The 16,472-nt window shown below is 62.8% G+C and carries 16 protein-coding genes; 2 read left to right on the top strand and 14 right to left on the bottom strand.

What is annotated here, in order from left to right:
• Positions 1 to 81: 81 nt before the first annotated feature.
• The 9 genes from F4827_RS11325 to F4827_RS11285 all read right to left on the bottom strand — a co-directional run bounded on the left by F4827_RS11325 (position 82) and on the right by F4827_RS11285 (position 8,849).
• Positions 82 to 1,710: a hypothetical protein gene (locus F4827_RS11325; RefSeq protein WP_183723764.1), complete on the bottom strand. Its 1,629-nt coding sequence runs from the start codon at positions 1,708 to 1,710 to the stop codon at positions 82 to 84.
• Positions 1,711 to 2,174: 464 nt separating this feature from the next.
• Positions 2,175 to 3,122, bottom strand: a complete 948-nt coding sequence (locus F4827_RS11320) for a DMT family transporter (RefSeq protein ID WP_183723765.1) — start codon at positions 3,120 to 3,122, stop codon at positions 2,175 to 2,177.
• 199 nt (positions 3,123 to 3,321) lie between these two features.
• A complete protein-coding gene (locus F4827_RS11315) occupies positions 3,322 to 4,578 on the bottom strand; it encodes an MFS transporter (protein ID WP_183723766.1) in 1,257 nt (418 codons plus the stop codon).
• 17 nt (positions 4,579 to 4,595) lie between these two features.
• The gene (locus F4827_RS11310; protein ID WP_311673017.1) at positions 4,596 to 5,345 is read right to left on the bottom strand and encodes a glucose 1-dehydrogenase; all 750 of its coding nucleotides are present in this window, start codon (positions 5,343 to 5,345) and stop codon (positions 4,596 to 4,598) included.
• A 276-nt stretch (positions 5,346 to 5,621) separates the two neighbouring features.
• Positions 5,622 to 6,023 carry a nuclear transport factor 2 family protein gene (locus tag F4827_RS11305; protein WP_183723767.1) on the bottom strand — a complete coding sequence of 134 codons (402 nt, stop codon included), beginning with the start codon at positions 6,021 to 6,023 and terminating at the stop codon, positions 5,622 to 5,624.
• 18 nt (positions 6,024 to 6,041) lie between these two features.
• Positions 6,042 to 6,314 (bottom strand): DUF3237 family protein, encoded by a 273-nt coding sequence (locus F4827_RS11300; protein ID WP_183723768.1) that lies wholly within the window; start codon positions 6,312 to 6,314, stop codon positions 6,042 to 6,044.
• A 42-nt stretch (positions 6,315 to 6,356) separates the two neighbouring features.
• Positions 6,357 to 6,767, bottom strand: coding sequence for a DUF427 domain-containing protein (locus F4827_RS11295; RefSeq protein WP_183723769.1), 411 nt, complete (start codon positions 6,765 to 6,767; stop codon positions 6,357 to 6,359).
• A gap of 65 nt (positions 6,768 to 6,832) precedes the next feature.
• Positions 6,833 to 8,038: an MFS transporter gene (locus F4827_RS11290; RefSeq protein ID WP_183723770.1), complete on the bottom strand. Its 1,206-nt coding sequence runs from the start codon at positions 8,036 to 8,038 to the stop codon at positions 6,833 to 6,835.
• A gap of 64 nt (positions 8,039 to 8,102) precedes the next feature.
• Positions 8,103 to 8,849, bottom strand: coding sequence for an SDR family NAD(P)-dependent oxidoreductase (locus F4827_RS11285; protein WP_183723771.1), 747 nt, complete (start codon positions 8,847 to 8,849; stop codon positions 8,103 to 8,105).
• Between the two features lie 150 nt (positions 8,850 to 8,999).
• On the opposite strand from F4827_RS11285, the gene F4827_RS11280 reads away from it, so the two are divergent.
• On the top strand, positions 9,000 to 9,881 hold the full coding sequence (locus tag F4827_RS11280) for a LysR family transcriptional regulator (protein WP_183723772.1): 882 nt from the start codon (positions 9,000 to 9,002) through the stop codon (positions 9,879 to 9,881).
• A gap of 252 nt (positions 9,882 to 10,133) precedes the next feature.
• On the opposite strand, the gene F4827_RS11275 is transcribed toward F4827_RS11280, so the two are convergent.
• The 5 genes from F4827_RS11275 to F4827_RS11255 form a co-directional block, all read right to left on the bottom strand.
• On the bottom strand, positions 10,134 to 10,781 hold the full coding sequence (locus F4827_RS11275) for a glutathione S-transferase family protein (protein ID WP_183723773.1): 648 nt from the start codon (positions 10,779 to 10,781) through the stop codon (positions 10,134 to 10,136).
• Between the two features lie 77 nt (positions 10,782 to 10,858).
• On the bottom strand, positions 10,859 to 11,605 hold the full coding sequence (locus F4827_RS11270) for an SDR family NAD(P)-dependent oxidoreductase (protein ID WP_176122920.1): 747 nt from the start codon (positions 11,603 to 11,605) through the stop codon (positions 10,859 to 10,861).
• Positions 11,606 to 12,359: 754 nt separating this feature from the next.
• The gene (locus tag F4827_RS11265) at positions 12,360 to 13,346 is read right to left on the bottom strand and encodes an NAD(P)H-quinone oxidoreductase (protein WP_183723774.1); all 987 of its coding nucleotides are present in this window, start codon (positions 13,344 to 13,346) and stop codon (positions 12,360 to 12,362) included.
• A gap of 14 nt (positions 13,347 to 13,360) precedes the next feature.
• Positions 13,361 to 13,690, bottom strand: a complete 330-nt coding sequence (locus F4827_RS11260; protein WP_183723775.1) for a carboxymuconolactone decarboxylase family protein — start codon at positions 13,688 to 13,690, stop codon at positions 13,361 to 13,363.
• Positions 13,691 to 13,703: 13 nt separating this feature from the next.
• On the bottom strand, positions 13,704 to 15,140 hold the full coding sequence (locus F4827_RS11255; protein WP_183723776.1) for an NAD-dependent succinate-semialdehyde dehydrogenase: 1,437 nt from the start codon (positions 15,138 to 15,140) through the stop codon (positions 13,704 to 13,706).
• A 367-nt stretch (positions 15,141 to 15,507) separates the two neighbouring features.
• Here F4827_RS11255 and F4827_RS11250 point away from each other — a divergent pair, with 367 nt between their 5' ends.
• Positions 15,508 to 16,464 carry a LysR family transcriptional regulator gene (locus F4827_RS11250; protein ID WP_183723777.1) on the top strand — a complete coding sequence of 319 codons (957 nt, stop codon included), beginning with the start codon at positions 15,508 to 15,510 and terminating at the stop codon, positions 16,462 to 16,464.
• Positions 16,465 to 16,472 lie beyond the last annotated feature (8 nt).

Raw genomic sequence — 16,472 nt, 5'->3', positions numbered from 1 at the left:
CCATGCGCAGGGAAGCGCCGGACCTGAAAGACTGGAAAGGCTTCAGGTCCGGCCCGGGTGAGCCGCGACTCGCGCTCTGGGTTAGTGCTTGTGCGAACCTGATGACGGCGAGGACGTGCCGCCGCCAAGGCCACCTACGCTACCGAGCCCCCCGGTCAGTCCGCCGAGCAGGTTCGTCACGGGCGAAAGCAGTGAGGATGCGCCGCTGCTGCCTTCGCTTTTTCCACCACTATTGCCGCCACTATTGCCGCTGCTTGCACTACTCGTTGCGCCGCCCAGTGCGCCCGTCAACGTGCTGACGATATTCGTCAGCGGCGCTGCAAGGTTGGACGTCGATGTCGACGAGCCGCCGCCCTTGTTGCCCTGTCCGGACGAGCCGCCCGACGATGCGCCGCCCGCCACGCCGCCTAGCGCGCCGGTCAAGCCGCTGAGCAGGTTGGTCGGTGAGGCACTGCCGCTGCCGCCGCCAGACGATCCGCCGCTGCTCGCCGGCGCGACGGCGACGCCGCCGAGCAAGGCCGTCACCGGCGCCAGCAGGCCGCCTGAAGTGTGGCCGCCCGAGCCGCTGGAACCACCCGAGCCGGTTTGGGATCCCGCCGACGAGCCGTTGGCGACGCCGTTGCCATTGCCGCTACCGCTGTTGTTGCCGATCGTGATCGGCACGATCGGCACGCTCACCGCGCCGACGTTCACGATCAGGTTGGCGATCGGGCTCAGCAGGCCGCTGCTGCTCTGGTTGCCATTGCCGGAGCCGCCGACGCCGGTGGTATTGCCAGGGTTGCCGCCGGTGTGGCCGCTGGAGCCGCCATTGCCGCCCGAGCCGCCGTGACCGCCGCTGCCCCAGCCACCGTGCCCACCGTCGCCTGATCCACCTGATCCACCTGATCCGCCTGATCCACCTGATCCACCTGATCCACCTGATCCACCTGATCCACCTGATCCACCTGATCCACCTGATCCACCTGATCCACCTGAGCCGCCCGAGCCACCCGAGCCACCCGAGCCACCCGAGCCTGATCCACCACCGCCCCAGCCACCGTGGCCACCGTCGCCAGATCCACCCGATCCACCCGATCCACCCGATCCGCCCGAGCCACCTGAACCGCCCGAGCCGCCCGAGCCGCCCGAGCCACCCGAGCCACCTGAACCGCCCGAGCCACCCGAGCCTGATCCACCACCGCCATAACCTCCGTGGCCACCGTCGCCAGATCCACCGCTTCCACCTGAACCACCAGACCCACCATGGCCGCCGTCACCAGTGCCACCACCGCCCCACCCGCCGTGGCCGCTACCGCCCGAACCTCCACTGCCACCCGAGCCACCATTGCCTGAGCCATTCCCCCACCCGCCGTGGCCGCCATCTCCGGATCCGCCTGAACCACCCGATCCGCTGGAGCCGCCATCGCCACCGTAACCACCATTTCCGTAACCACCAGAACCACCCGAGCCACCCGACCCGGAAGAGCCCGAGCTCGCACCCGATCCGCCTGCATAACCCCAGCCGCTCCAACTGCCGGGAATCGTGCCTTCCGCCCACGCATAGCCCGGGCCGGAGCCGCCCGCGATTGGCCAGCCGGTGTTCTGAATCGTCGAACTTGTCGCGCTTGTCGGCGCGCTCGACGTAGCATCGCCAGCCTGCGCCGTAGCTGCAAGTGACCACCACAGAAGAGCGCTCGCCGATGCAACGAGAGTGTGTTTGAAGAGAGCCATGATTAGTCCTTTCGCGATGAAATCGCGACCTGATTGGTCAAAGGTGTAATCAGTGCCCCCGGGAAACCGCTGATTGGTCTTGCTCTATACGGTTGCTGGATAGCCGATACCGCGTGGTCGCGCGTCGCCTTGTCTGTTTGCCGAGCGGTGCGTGATAGCGCCGCGCTCGTATATGGCTGGATCGGACGTGCCAGATCTGCAAGTTCCAAGCCAATAAAAAAGCGCAAATCGAATTTCGATTTGCGCTTCCAGCGGTTTTGGAAAGGTATGAAAGAAAGCGCCGCGCGCCTTGCTGGTCAAGGCGTTTCGATGAGCGCATTCATGATCGCAAACACCTGTTGGCGTATGCGCGTTACGGCACAGACGTTACGTTTTTGGCGGCAATAGAACGTAACTGCGGAACGTCGCCTGGTGATTACGTTTTGTATGATTCGGTATCCGAATATAATTCAGACAAAAGCGATTTAGACTCCCGCCTCACCCCGCGCCCGTCCCGCTCGCACAAAAATCTGCCGCACCACCGCCTGCCCATTCACGATCACCAGCCCCATCAGCACAAGCGCCGACCCACCCAGAAATGCCGCATCGACGCGCTCGTGCAGCAGCGCCACACCCAGCGCCACCCCGAACAACGGCGTCATGAACGACAGCACGCCCAACCGCGCCGCATAGTAACGGCGCAACATCCAGAACCACACCAGATAACTGGCAAACGTCACCACCACCGTCTGAAACCCCAGACTCGCGAGCGCAATCGGCGTGAGATGAAATGCCGTCTGCCCGGTCACGAAGGCCGCCGGCAACAGCAGCACAAACGCACACGCAAGCTGGTAAAAGAGCGTCTGCGTAGCGGGCGCTTCGCTCAGACGCGTGGTGCGCACAGCCACCGTAGTCATACCCCACGCCGCGCCGCCGCACAGCCCCATGAAGTCGCCCAGCATCCAGTTCGGACCAGGCACCGCCCCATCGCCAACAATCGCTGGGCCCAGAAACGCAGTCGCAATTCCCACGAACGCGAGACCGATACCGCCCCACTGAATTACACCGAGGCGCTCATCAGGCAACTTCATATGCAGACCGATTGCCGCGAACATCGGCGCCGTATAGAGCAGCACGGCGATGTGGGAAGCACTGGTCCAGCGAAGCCCCTCGGCGACGAACAGAAATTCCAGCGCGAACAGCGCGCCCACCACCAGCCCCGAGCGCAGCGCGATGCCAGGCAGCCAGCGCTCGCGCAGCACAAAACGGTTGACGAGCCAGACCAGCGCCGCCGCGCCGCCCGAGCGCAGCGCGACCTGAAGCATCGGCGTGACATCGCCGGCCACCGCCTTGATCGCCACTTGCTGCGTCGCCCACATCAAACACAGCGTCACCATGATGGCGACTGCCACGCCGTCTACATGCTTTCTCATTGCGGTCTCGCCGACATAATTCTCTGACCGACGTAGTATGGATTCGGCGGATTCCAGTCATATAGCGCAAAACTGACAACCGATAGCGATGGACCGCCAGCGGCGCATCCGTTCAGAAGCACTACTGGCGTGGCTTCTTCTCGGGATCGACTGATCTTTATGCCACTCGGGCAAGCCAATACGGCGTTTCAGGTGGGAATCAGCGTCGCTCGTCCTTCGCATTGCGACGCAGGCCGAGCGCGAGTGTGAGCGTGGCGAAGCTCAAGGCGGCGATGACGCCGGCGCCCAGATACACGGCGAAGCCTAGTCCGTGCACCGTCGCCACGCGTCCCAGAATCGGCGCGAGTATGCCGGCGGCCAGATAACCAAGCAGATACAGCGCGGACAGCGTGCCGCCTCGTCGATCGCCGGGGGTCGCGCGGTTGATGAGTTCCAGAGCACCGAGAAACAGCAGGCTATAGCCGGCCCCCGTCAAGGCAGTCGCAGACAGAAACAGTGTCATGCCGTGAAGGGCCGTTGCGAGCGCAAGCAACACCATGCCAGCCGCAGACGCGGCGGAGCCAGCAATCATTGCCGTCCGGGTCGACAGGGTTTTGCCCAGCAAACTCACGACGCCTGACATGATGGCGAATACCGCGAGGATCGAGCCGTTGACAAGCGTGTTCGGGGACTGGACCAGGTCGTGCGCGATCTGTCCGCCGAGCGACAGGATGATGACGCCATGGGTGTAGGCGGTAATCACGGCAAACGCAGCGACCACGAAGGCTTTGCGGGCGCGCTGTGGCACGGAAGGCAAACTGGGCGTCCAGCCGCCTGCGGCGCCGCGCTCTGCGGGCAGGGGCAGGAACCACGTGAGCGGGACCAAGGCGGCGATCAGCAAGGCCAGCAGCCAGAAAACCAGGTGCAAGGGCCACGGCGCGTATTGCGTCAGAGCACCGCCGATGATGAGCGCCGCTGCGAAGCCGGCGGCCTGGGCGGCCGTGGCAACCACGGAGGCACGGCGTGGCGCACCGCTCTGGTTGAATTCGACCAGCGCCGCCGTCGACGGTCCGGCGCTCAGGCCGACGCCGACGCCCATGAATGCCCGTGCCAGGAAAAGCCATGCGATATCGTGCGCGAGCGCGAGGATCAGCGCGCCGAGGAAAGAGGCGCTCAGACCGAGTAGCATCGTCGCCCGCCGGCCGATCTGGTCGGACAGGCCGCCGAACAGGATCAGCACGCTGACAACGGCGATTGGGTAGATCGCGAAGATTTCGGTTGTGGTCGTCGGGGTGAGATGCCATTCGCTGGCATAGAGCCGGTACGTCATGGCGGGTGCCGCGCTGGTCCAGAGGGTATGAGCGACCACACCGGCCGAGACCCAGAAACTGGCCCGGTGGCCAAGAGCGGCACGCCTGTATCGACGGGGGCTCCCGCTGCGAATCGCGGGCGTAGCCGGGCATCGCGTATCGGTCATGGCCGTCTCCCCTCGTATCAGAGCCTGGAGCCGCCATCGACACGCAGCGTGTCGCCCGTCACCCAGCGTGCCGCATCGGATGCGAGGAACACGGCTGCGCCTGCGATGTCGTCGGGTTGCGCCACGCGCTTGAGGGCCTGCATGCCGAGGGTGAATTCCCGCCCGGTATCGGTTTTGGCGAAGTTCGACATGTCGGTTTCAACAACGCCCGGTGCGATGGCGTTCACGCGAATGCCGCGCTCGCCGAGCGCTGCGGCGAAATGCTTGACCAGGGTATCGATTGCTCCCTTGCTCGCGGCATAGGCTGACAGGTTGCCAACCGAAGCGCGGGCTGCAAGTGAGGACAGCAGGACGACGCTACTGCCCTCGCCCAGCACGGGCAGCAGTTTCTGGACGAGGAAGTATGGGGCGCGCACATTGACGGCGAACAACCGGTCGAAGTCCTCTACAGTCGTTTCTGCGATCGACGAGGCCTTCGAGATGCCGGCATTCGCAACGAGAATGTCGAGACGCTCGCCAATCAGCCCGCGTACCTGACGGGCCAGTTCGTGAGGGCCGTTCGGCGCGCTCAAGTCTGCCGCGACCTTGTCGGCAGAACCACCCGACGCACGGATCGCCTCGACGACAAAATTCGCAGCCTTCTCGTCGCTGCCGAAGTGCACTATCACGCGCGCGCCTGCTGCTGCGAGAGCCAGAGCGATTGCGCGGCCGATGCCGCGTGATGCGCCCGTGACGAGGGCAGTTTTACCTTGAAGATTAGTAGTCACGATTAACTCCTGTTGAATTTGGGATCAAATGTGCGTGTAAAACCGGCCGCTCGTGATTGCGACTCTTTCAGAGTCAAGTTCAGCAGATGTTTCCGATACGTTTGAGATGCATCGGTTGCTGCCTTTGCAAGCCAGCCACGCGCCTGGAATTCTCGTGGTGCGTTGTCTGCTGATGGGTAATGTATGCGGGGGCTGGCAAGAGGAAAAAGACTTTCCAGGCACGCGGGCATGCCTGACAGGTATGGCGCGCGCAGGGCTGCCGGTTGCCTGCGAAAATCAGGACGGAAAACGCTCCCCGAACATCGGCAGGCCGCTGACCGATTGCTCCGCGCTGGCCTCGTCCTGGAGCACGTCCCAGTGTTCGGCCAGCCTGCCATTCTCGAAACGCACGATATCGGCGGCAATCCACGCGGTTGGCCTGCCATTCCCGGAAAACCGGCCATGCGCAATCACGTAATCCCCTTCCGCCACCACGAGCTGGTTCTCGTAACGCAAGGTGGCAGGCAGGGTACGGATCAGGTCGAACAGTCCTTTACGTCCAGGCGCGATGTGCGCGCTGTGCTGGATATAGGAATCCGACCAGAAACGCTCGGCGGCAGCGTAGTCGCGCTGGTTGAAGAGCGTATCGAAGGCTTCGAGGAGCAGTGCCTTGTTCTGTGCGGGGGTGGTCGTGGTCATGTTGTTCTCCAGTGAGGATCAGAGCACTTTAAAAACGCTGTACGCGGGGCTGTAGGCGAAGCGATGGCACAGGCCGACGGCCAGAATGCCGTTAAGCCATTCGTAGCGCCCGGCTGGCGCCTCGAACATGCGGTGGACGCGGAAGTCGTCGCTTGCGGGGTCAACGACTTCCCCATGCTCCAGGCGCTGGACCTCGGCGATTTCCTCGGGCGTTCCGGCGCGTTTGAGCGCAACGCCCGACAGCATGGCGGACAGTGCGCCGTTGATCGGTACGACGGGTGAGTCGCTCATGTTGCTTCTCCGGCCGGGTAGCATTCTGCGCAGGAAACGGAATCAAGCGGAAATCGCGTCTGCGGGCAGCTCCTCGATCGCATCGACACGGTCGGGGTAGAAAGCCAGATGCTCGCGGATTGGCGCAACCGCTGCGTACGGTTGCTCGTATGTCCAGACAGCATTGACCCCGCGTTCGCCAGCGGACGGGATCGAGAAGTAGGCGCAGTCGCCCTTGTATGGGCAGTAAGTGGCATGGTCGGTGCGCTCAAGCAGCGCCATGTCGACGTCTTCGCGCGGAACGTAGATCACAACCGGGTAGCGTGCCTCGCGCAGCGTCAGCGCCGCGCGGGTATCGGCGACCACCTTGTCACCTGCCCTGACGACAACCCTCGACGGATGGCGTTCGATGGTGATCGGATGGTCGGGGCCCGGAATCTTGACGGGTTTGTCGTGCGGATGTGCGGTAGACATGATCAACTCCTTGTCGGAACAGCGCAGGGCCGCGGGCCGCACGTGCGCAGCCCGCCGGATTGTGTTCAGGAGGTCGCGGGCTCGTCGATCCTTCGAGGCTGCCCGCCGGTCAGTGCGAGCGTCAGCATCGAGACCACGGCGAGTCCCACGCCGAAGTACATTGCATTGAAGAGACCGAACCCGTCGACGATCCGTCCGCCGATGAATGAGCCCAGTGCAATCGAGATCTGGAAGTTGGCGACGAAGAGCGCCATGCCGCCTTCGCGGACGTCGCGGGTTGCCTGCGCCATCCACATCTGCAGTGCGACCGGCAGCGCGCCATATGCGACTCCCCACGCGGCCAGCGCGACCAGTACCCACGGCCGACTGGTGCCCAGTACCGGAAGCATGGCGAGCGGCAATGCGATAAACAGGATGCTTGCGACCAGGGTTGTCCTGACGCTACGTTGTGCGAACGAACCACCGACGAAATTGCCAAGCAGGCCGATGAACGTATAACCAAGCAGCAGCAATGAGATCACCTTGCCGCCAAAGCCCGACACCGTCGCCAGGAACGGGGTGATATACGTATAGGTCGCAAACTGCCCGCACAGGGCCAACGTCATCGCAATCAGCCCGATGCGAGCCGGCCGCGTAGCGAAGATGCCGAACAGATCGCGCATACCGACACGATGTTCTACATGCAGCGACGGCAACGAAACCCACTGGGCCAGCAGCGCCGCAACGGACAGCGCGAGCGCTGCGCCAAATGCGGCACGCCAACCCGCCAGTTCGCCGAGCAGCGCCCCAGCCGGCCCGCCGATCAACATGCCGAGCGACACGCCCGCAAAGATCAGCGACGTTGCCTGACCGACATACTTCTCCTCGACGAGTCGGGCACCGAGCCCCACGCTGATCGCCCAGAATCCGCCGATGCCGACACCGAACAGCGCGCGCGCCACGACGAGAGTGGCGAAATTGGGCGCAAGCATGGCCGTGAGATTCGAAATCACGAGCAGCAGGCCCAGGCCCAGCAGCACGCGCCGACGGTCGAAGCGTCCGACGGCTACAGTCAGAAGCGGCGCGGAGATCGCGGCCAGCAGCCCGGGCGCCGTGATCATGATGCCGGCGGTTCCTTCGCTAACGCCCAATCCCTGGCTGATATAGCGTAGTAGCCCGACGGGGAGAAACTCAGTTGTGCAGAACACTGTCGCGCTGAGTGCGACCGAAAGAACTGCCAGCCAGTTTCGGGGGCGCGGGAGCTGCTTTGAGGTAGTTTGCGTTTGCATCATGGATATATCCCGGTGCGTGAATCGTATTGAACTGCAAAATATGCCGGTCGCGCGCTCAACGCGCCTAGAGCTTCGAGCCGCCGTCCACATGCAGCGTCGCGCCAGTTGTCCATCTGGCCTGGTCAGAGGCGAGAAAGGTAATCGCAGCAGCGATGTCGTCCGGTTCGGCGAGCCGCTTGATGGCCTGCAGGTTGAGCGTCATCTGGCGGCCCTCATCGGTGCGGATGAAGCTCGACATGGCGGTGTTCACCACACCGGGCGCGACCGCGTTCACGCGGATGCCGCGCGGTCCGAGGTCAGCTGCCAAATGGCGTACGAGCGTATCGACGGCACCTTTCGTCGCGGAGTAGGCCGACAGCTCACCGATGGCTACGTGTGCCGCGAGCGACGAAAGCAGCGTCACGCTGCTGCCCTTGCACATGATCGGCAGCAATTGCTGAACGAGAAAATACGGAGCGCGCACGTTGACTGCGAACAGCTCATCGAAATCCTCGATGCCTGTTTCCTCAAGCGTGGCGGCCTTTGCGATGCCCGCGTTGGCAACGAGGATGTCGAGCCGTTCGCCGACGATTGCCCGGACATGGCGCGCAAGACGATGAGGCCCATCGGATTCGGCCAGATCGGCCTGAAGGCATCGGGCACGGCTGCCCGCCGCAGTGATTTCGGCGACGACGGCCTTGGCCTCAGACGCACCGCGGCCATAGTGAACGATGATCTGAGCGCCAGCCTGAGCGAGCGCAAGTGCAGTGGCGCGCCCGATGCCACGGGAAGCGCCGGTGACGAGCGCGGTCTTTCCAGTCAGGGTGTTCATGATCGTCCTTCCAGCGGATATCTGACGTTGAGGCCAGGGAGGGTTTCGTCCGGCTGATGTGATCGAACGATAGTCGCCAATTGTCCGCGCGAAAAAGACTTTGTAAGCTGATCCCCATACCTGTCAGGCATGACTAAAAGGAACGCGTCCATGGAACTGCGTCATCTTCGTTATTTCGTCGCGGTGGCCGAAGAGGGCAGCCTGAGCGTCGCGGCGGAACGGCGGCTCTACACCTCCCAGCCGTCTCTGAGCCGGCAGATCCGGGACCTTGAATACGAAGTCGGTGCGCAACTGTTCGTGCGTAGCGCGCGTGGCATCGACCTGACCGACGCCGGCAAGGCATTTCTGGACCATACGCGCCTCGCCCTTGCACAAGTCGATGCGGCGTGCGAGGCGGCGCGGCGCGCGGCGCGACCGTCCAAGCCGACGTTTGCCGTTGGCTTTCTGAGCGGACAGGAAGTGACCTGGCTCGCCGAAGCGACTCGCGTGCTCGCGGGCGATCTGCAGAGCATCGAAATGACGGTATCGAGCGAGCACTCCCCTGAACTCGCAGAGGGATTGTCGACGGGACGGCTGGACATCGCCTTCATGCGCGCCGAAGCCAACCGAGCCGACCTCGATTACGTGACGGTCGCACGCGAGCCGTTCGTCGTGCTGATGCCAAGCGACCATCGCCTTGCAGCCTTCGATGAGATCGACGTGCACGAACTGGCGGGTGAATTATTCATCAGCGGCTCGGACGTCGCCGGTCCCATGCGCGGCGCGATCGAAAACTATCTGTCGACACACGGTCTCGCGATCGAGCCCGCGCATCGCGTGCACAACCTGACGATGGCGATGTCGCTGATCGCCTCGACGAGAGGCGTAGCACTACTGCCCGCCTATGCCGAGAAACTGCTGCCCTGGTCGGTAACAAGCCGACCGCTCAAGGGCGAACCGCCAAGGATCGAGCTTGTGGTCGGCTATAACCGGAACAACCGTTCAGCGATCCTGTCGACGTTTCTGTCGCGCATCGACCAGATCAAGCAGTAAGGTGGACGACGGCAGGCTGCACGCCAAAACCTGCGGCTTGCGCGGGAAGCGTTCCTGCACGCGTTAAACGTGCTGAAGCGTGCTGAAACGCGCTGAAAGAAGCTGATTCTTGTCGATGATCGCCCGGACGATCTCCCCGGCGATGACGAAGATGGGATCGAAGCGCTTCCATGTGTCGCTTTCGCCCTACATCCAGCGCTCGCCGAGGCGGCCGAATCGATCTTGACCGATGCTCTTCGGATGGCCGGCTCGTCATGCCTTCGACGACGGACGTGCGTTGACTTTGTCGTACCACGCCTGCAGTGCGTCGAAGCCCGTGGGAATGCTCAACTTCAAGCCGCCCGCCGCGAAGTCGATCGCTACCAGCGTGGTAATGTCAGCCACCGAGAACGCGTCGCCGGCGACGAATGGCACGGTCTTGAGGCGGTCATTGAAATCGGCAAAGAAGTGCTCGACGCGCAGCTTGCTGCGCTCGACGATTTCGGGGATCTGCTCGTACGCATGCGGGCCCGACAGCGCCCGACCTTTCAGCCCGGCAACCGCGTTCCTGACGCCCTCCATCACCGCCGAGAATCCGTCGAGCTCGGCACGCCGTTCCCACATCGTTACGAGCGCCTTCGTAGTTGGCGTCGTGCCTAGCAATGCGGGCCTCTCGGGGTAGGCCTCCTCGATGTAACGCCAGATTGCCGGGACTTCGCCAATCGCTGTGCCGTCTCGCAGCACCAGCGTGGGGACCTGGCGGCGAGAGTTGATCGCAACGTAGGCATCGGAGAATTGCTCTTTGGCGCCGAGGTCCACCGTTTTGGCAGGAATTTCGATGCCCTTCTCGGCGAGAAAGATGCGAACCCGGCGCGAGTTCGGGGAAGCCTTTGATTCGAATAAGGTGAGATCGGTGTTCATCGTTGGTTCTATCCAGATAGTGTCGTTCATATCCGGCTTCGCCGATTCCGCAGGAAGCCTGAATACGCGTTGAAAGCTCAACCCGCTGTCTTGCCGCCATCGACGGTGAGGATCTGCCCCGTAACAAACGCAGCCCCGTCATTGGCCAGGTAGAGCACCGCCGCCGCGATGTCGTCGGGCCTGCCGATTCGTGCGAGCGGAACCGTTGCCGCAAGCGACGCCTTGTTCTCCGGCGTGCCGGTGAAACGGTCCAACATGCCTGTGTCGGTGGGGCCGGGAGCCACGGCGTTGACGCGAACTCGCGCCGACGCGGCCTCAAGCGCAGCCGATTTCGTGATCCCTTCCACAGCATGCTTGCTGCCCGCATACACCGAAGCGAAGGCCGCACCTTCATGACCATAGGTCGAGGAGATGTTGATGATGCTGCCAGCTTGCTGTGCGGTCATCACGCGCAGTTCATGCTTGAGACTCAGCAAGGTGCCGAGCACGTTGGTGTCGAAGGTATCCGCGTAGCTTTCGGCAGTCTGATCGACTACAGGTCCCGGCTTACCTTCCGTGCCAGCGTTGTTGACTGCAACGTCGAGCCGGCCGAAGCGGGCAACGGTTTCGTCGACGAGGTGACGCACGTCTTCGTCGCGGCGTACGTCAGCCTGCACGAAGAAAGCTTGTGCGCCGGCTTCGCGCAATTCGGCCTCCAGCGCCGAACCTTCCGCGGCACGGCGGCCCGACACGACCAGGCGTGCGCCCACGCGGGCGAATGCAAAAGCGGTTGCACGGCCAATGCCCGTGAGGGCGCCGGTGATCAGGACGACGGGTTGGTTCATTTCGCGGCTCCAGTCAGTTAAGTTAAGGTCAAACGCAACGCAGCGAGAGCTTCGATTCCAGGGGAGCGCGCAATATCTGTTGCTTGATATGCAGTTGCCGTCACTGGACGCGAGTTACGCGGCGGCGACGGCGACGTCGTCCGGCTCGTGTGAAATGCTCTAACTCGTGGATGCAGAGTAGCGTTTCAGCTCGCAACGGAAAAAGACTTTCCAGGCTCACCCGCATGCCTACGAAGCATGGCTCCGCAGCCGGGGGTAGTGGGAAAGCATGACGGCCGGTCTACGCTGGCGCGTTACGGTCACTGAACAGGTGTTTGCGTCATGTCATCGGTCGCTCAATCGACCGTTGAGTTAACCGTCGTGCCTGCCGCCGGTGGCCTGCTCCTCTTTGGCGCTCGGCGTCACATTCTGTGCAGGCACGCACAGCCATCGATTCAATGCCGCCGCTGTTCTGGACACTCCTCGGGCTGACGATCGCATTGCAATCGGGTGGAGCGATCGCATTGTTCAGACTGCGGCGCACTGAGCTCCCTCTGTTTACTGGAGGGCTCTGCCTCACCCTCCTTTAGTGGACAACGCAGCACAATGAGTACACGTTTTTGGGAGCCGGTAGCCATGGCACGTACATTGGGTTATTTGGTCTGGCAATCGAATTTCTTGTGCGTGCGTATGCGTGGCGTCTGCGGTCTCGTTCTGTGCTCACCTGAATTCAGCCATCCAGGTCGGAGCGAATCCCGCAGCCTGCCGCCGGAACTCAACTTGTCGTCAGGATGATTTTCCCCACATTCCCCGCCGATTCCATTCGCCGATGCGCATCAGCGGCGCGTGCCAGAGGAAACGTGCTGTCTACAACAGGTTCGAGACGCCGGCCGCCAGTGAACCGGTTGAGCCATTGCTCGCGGAACCGTCGCACCATGGCGTGCTTTTCAGCCTGTGCACGCGACTTCATGACCGTGCCGATAATCTGGATGTGGCGATACAGAATGGTCTCCAGGTCGACACTCACCTGCCCACCGCCGCCGAGTATCCCGACCTGCACAAGCCGTCCTCCATGCGCGAGCGAAGCGACATTGCGCGCGAAATACGGTTCCCCGACGAAATCAATCACAACATCCACGCCCCGCCCATCTGTCTTCTGTGCCACGAGCGCTGCAAAATCCTGCGTTCGGTAGTCGATAGCATGGTCCGCGCCGAGTTGAACCACGCGTTCGAGCTTCGATCCCTCTGCGGTTGCAAACACGGTCGCGCCAGTCGCGTATGCGAGCTGGACCGCAGCAGAACCCACGCCGCCCGCCGCCGCGTGAATGAGCACGGAATCTCCTTGCTTGAGGCGTCCGAGATGCATCATCGCTTCGTGCGCCGTGACGAACACTTCGGGGATGGCCGCCGCGTGCACGTAATCGAGCTGCGCCGGAATCGGCATCGCCATACGCCAGTCGATGCGTGCAAGTTCGGCGTATGCGCCGCCGCCAACCACACCCATCACGCGGTCGCCAACCTTATAGCCTTCTACCGAGGCGCCGACTTCCAGCACTTCACCCGCGATTTCCAGTCCCATGATGGTCGAGTCGCCGAAATTCGGCCGGCCGTAACCGCCACGTCGATGCGTGAGGTCAGCACGGTTCACGCCTGCTGCGTATACACGGACAAGCAGGTCGTCGGGGCGCAGTTCCGGGTTGGGAGCGTCGGCGAGCTTGAGAACATCGGCATCGCCGAATTCGTTGAAGGTGATGGCTTTCATGATTGCGTGTCCTGTTATGCCTGTACATCGCCGAGCGTCGATTGCGCAGCGGCGGAAGCCGAGATTGCGGCCGGGAAACCCGCGTAGAACGCGAGGTGGGTAATGGTTGCAGCAAGTTCTTCGCGTGTGACGCCGTTGCTCACGGCACGCCGCAGATGCGCGGGCAGTTCGTCGTGATGGCCGCCCACAATCAGGGCGGCGACAGTTACGAGACTTCTGTCGCGCAGCGACAGCGCCGTGTCGGCCCACACCTGTGGAAACAGCACGTCATCGACGAGTGCGGCGAGCTTCGGCGTGAATGCGCGCGCGGCTTCGCGCGGGCTGTCGAAATTAGCTTTTGACATGATTGGGCGCTCCTCAAACCTGGCTGATGAATTTGTTGGTGAGATAGAACTCGATACCCTCGGCACCGCCTTCGGAGCCGATGCCGCTTTCCTTGAGGCCGCCGAAAGGCAGCTCCGTCGACACGATGCGATACTGGTTGATGCCAATCATTCCGGCTTCCAACCCGTCGCCAACGTCGAGGGCAGTACGCGCGTTGTTCGTGAACGCATAAGCCGAGAGGCCATACGGCAGGCGATTAGCTTCGGCTAGTCCATCTTCCAGCTGGTCGAAACGCATCATTACCGCGATGGGGCCGAACGGCTCTTCGTGCATCACGCGGGCCTCCATCGGCACGTCCGCCAGCACAGTCGGTTCGAAAAAGTAGCCTTCGCCCGCGACGCGCTTGCCGCCAGCGAGCACCTTCGCGCCGCGCGCCACGGCATCTGCAACGAGTTCTTCCATCTTGGCAATCTGGCGCGGATTCGCGAGTGGCCCGACCTGCGTACCGGGCTGCATGCCGTCGCCCACCTTCAGCGCCTGGGTCGCCGACACAAAGTGCCCAACGAACTCGTCGTAGACCTCGCGCTGAATCAGGAAACGGGTCGAGGAGATGCACACCTGGCCCGTACCACGAAAGCGGTTCGCTGCGCCTTCGACGGCGGCCCGCTCGACGTCCGCGTCCTTGAAGACCAAGACTGGGCCATGACCGCCAAGCTCGAGCGTAATCGGCTTTACGCCTTCGGCGGCGCGTGCAGCGAGCAGGCGGCCTATGGGAACGGAGCCGGTGAAAGTCACTTTCCGGATAATCGGCGAAGCAATCAGCGTTTTCGACACCTCATCGGGCACGCCGAACACGACCTGCAGCACGCCCTTGGGCAGTCCTGCGTCGTCCAGTGCTCGGGCAAGCGCAAGCGCCGTCGCTGGGCTTTCCTCGCCCGGTTTGATGATGACGCTGCATCCTGCAGCCAGCGCCGCCGAGAGCTTGCGGGCAGGCGTGATGGCCGGGAAATTCCACGGCGTGAAGGCGGCGACCGGCCCGATGGCCTGCTTCTTCACGAGTTGCTGCACGCCGCGGCGGTTCGACGGAACAACGCGCCCATCGATACGACGCGCTTCTTCGGCGAACCATTCGAAGTAGTCGGCGGCGCGCAGCACTTCATCGCGGCTTTCGGCAAGCGGCTTGCCCTCTTCGAGCGTCAGCAATCCGGCGATGTGCTCTGAACGCTCGCGAATCAGGTTCGCGCCGTCTTTGAGAATGCGTGCGCGCTCTGCGGGCACGGTATTGCGCCAGACGTCGAAGGCACGCTCCGCCGTCTGCAAGGCCTGATCGAGATCCGCCGCCGTTGCGAGCGGCACGCGGCCAAGTTCCTGCAATGTGGCGGGATTCACAACCCTGGCAGTGTCGCGTTCGCCGGCCGCAATCCATTCACCGTTGATGAAGAGATACAGGAAGTCGTAGTGAGCGTCCATTTTCCATCCTCAATATAGTTTGTAATCCGAATAAATTTGCACTCATACGTTGCCAGATATTCGCGCTCCTCCCGGCGTAATCGCGTTCACGAAACTGGTGGGAGGCCGCTTGAGACTGTCAGTGAGTGCCTGTCTGCGGAACCCAGTCTAGGCGGGATGGCTCTCCGGTTTTAGTCGGGGCAGAAAGAATGATTCTTTCCGTGAGAGGGAAAATCCGGCCGTCGGCTTCAGTTATGGCTTCAGTTACGCTTACCGACATACAGAATGGCGCTCGCCTATGATGGCCGGGCGCCAGACGCCGCAAGGCAACGCGGCACGCGCAACACGGACGCCGGAACGGTGAAATCAGACGAATGGGACAGGTGGGATGGACAAGTTATATAACATGTCGGTTTTTGCAAAAGTCGTCGAAATGGGCAGCTTTACTGCCGTCGCGAACCATCTCGACACGACTGTGGGTAACATCTCGCGCGCGGTTTCGGTGCTAGAGGAGTCGCTGGACACACGGCTCATGCAGCGTTCGACGCGCCGCCTCGTCATCACGGACGCGGGCCGGCGGTTTTATGACCGGTGTGTCGCCATCCTGACCGACGTGGAACACGCAGAAGCCGAGGCCCGAGACGCCCTGCTGGAGCCGCGCGGCACCTTGCGCGTTCACTCGGTGCCCGGCCTTGGGCGCAATCTCGTGACCCGTGCGGTGATGGCGTATCGCAACTCACATCCGGAGGTCACGGTCGAGCTGCTGCTATCCCAGCGCATGCCGAATCTGCTCGAAGAGCAGCTGGACGTAGGCATCGTGATAACGCGGACGCTGCCCGACTCCGCCTATGTCAGCCAGAACATCGGCACCAGCCACTGCATCCTCGCAGCGTCGCCCGAGTATCTGGCCGCCCATCCGGCACCGACGCGCCCGGAAGACCTCATCGACCATCAATGCCTTCTGCTCGGGACGGTCGATTACGCGCCCGACGAATGGCATCTGAGAAGCGCCGGGGGCGATGCGACTTTCCGCCCTGCCGGCCCGCACTTCAGCGTCAACGATATGGACGCCATGTCACAAGCGCTTCGAGATGGGGCAGGTATCGGCCTTCTCGCGGCATTCTCGGCGATGGATGACCTGCGCAGCGGCGCACTCGTTCGTGTGCTGCCGCAGTACCACACGCATGTCCGCAACGTCTATGCGATCTACCCTTCCCGACAGTTCGTCGACGCAAAAATCAAGCGCTTCGTCGAGACGTTGAAGACACATGTGGGTGAGTACCTGGACGCCTACGCTAAAGAACTTGAAAATGAGCCGGCCGCGCCCTTGTCGACCGGGCGCTAGCGTAGTTG

Origin of the sequence: Paraburkholderia bannensis (assembly GCF_014200455.1) — a bacterium.
Lineage (GTDB): Bacteria > Pseudomonadota > Gammaproteobacteria > Burkholderiales > Burkholderiaceae > Paraburkholderia > Paraburkholderia bannensis_A.
Note: the sequence above shows the minus strand (reverse complement) of the source record. Positions and strands in the feature narration are given on the sequence as shown.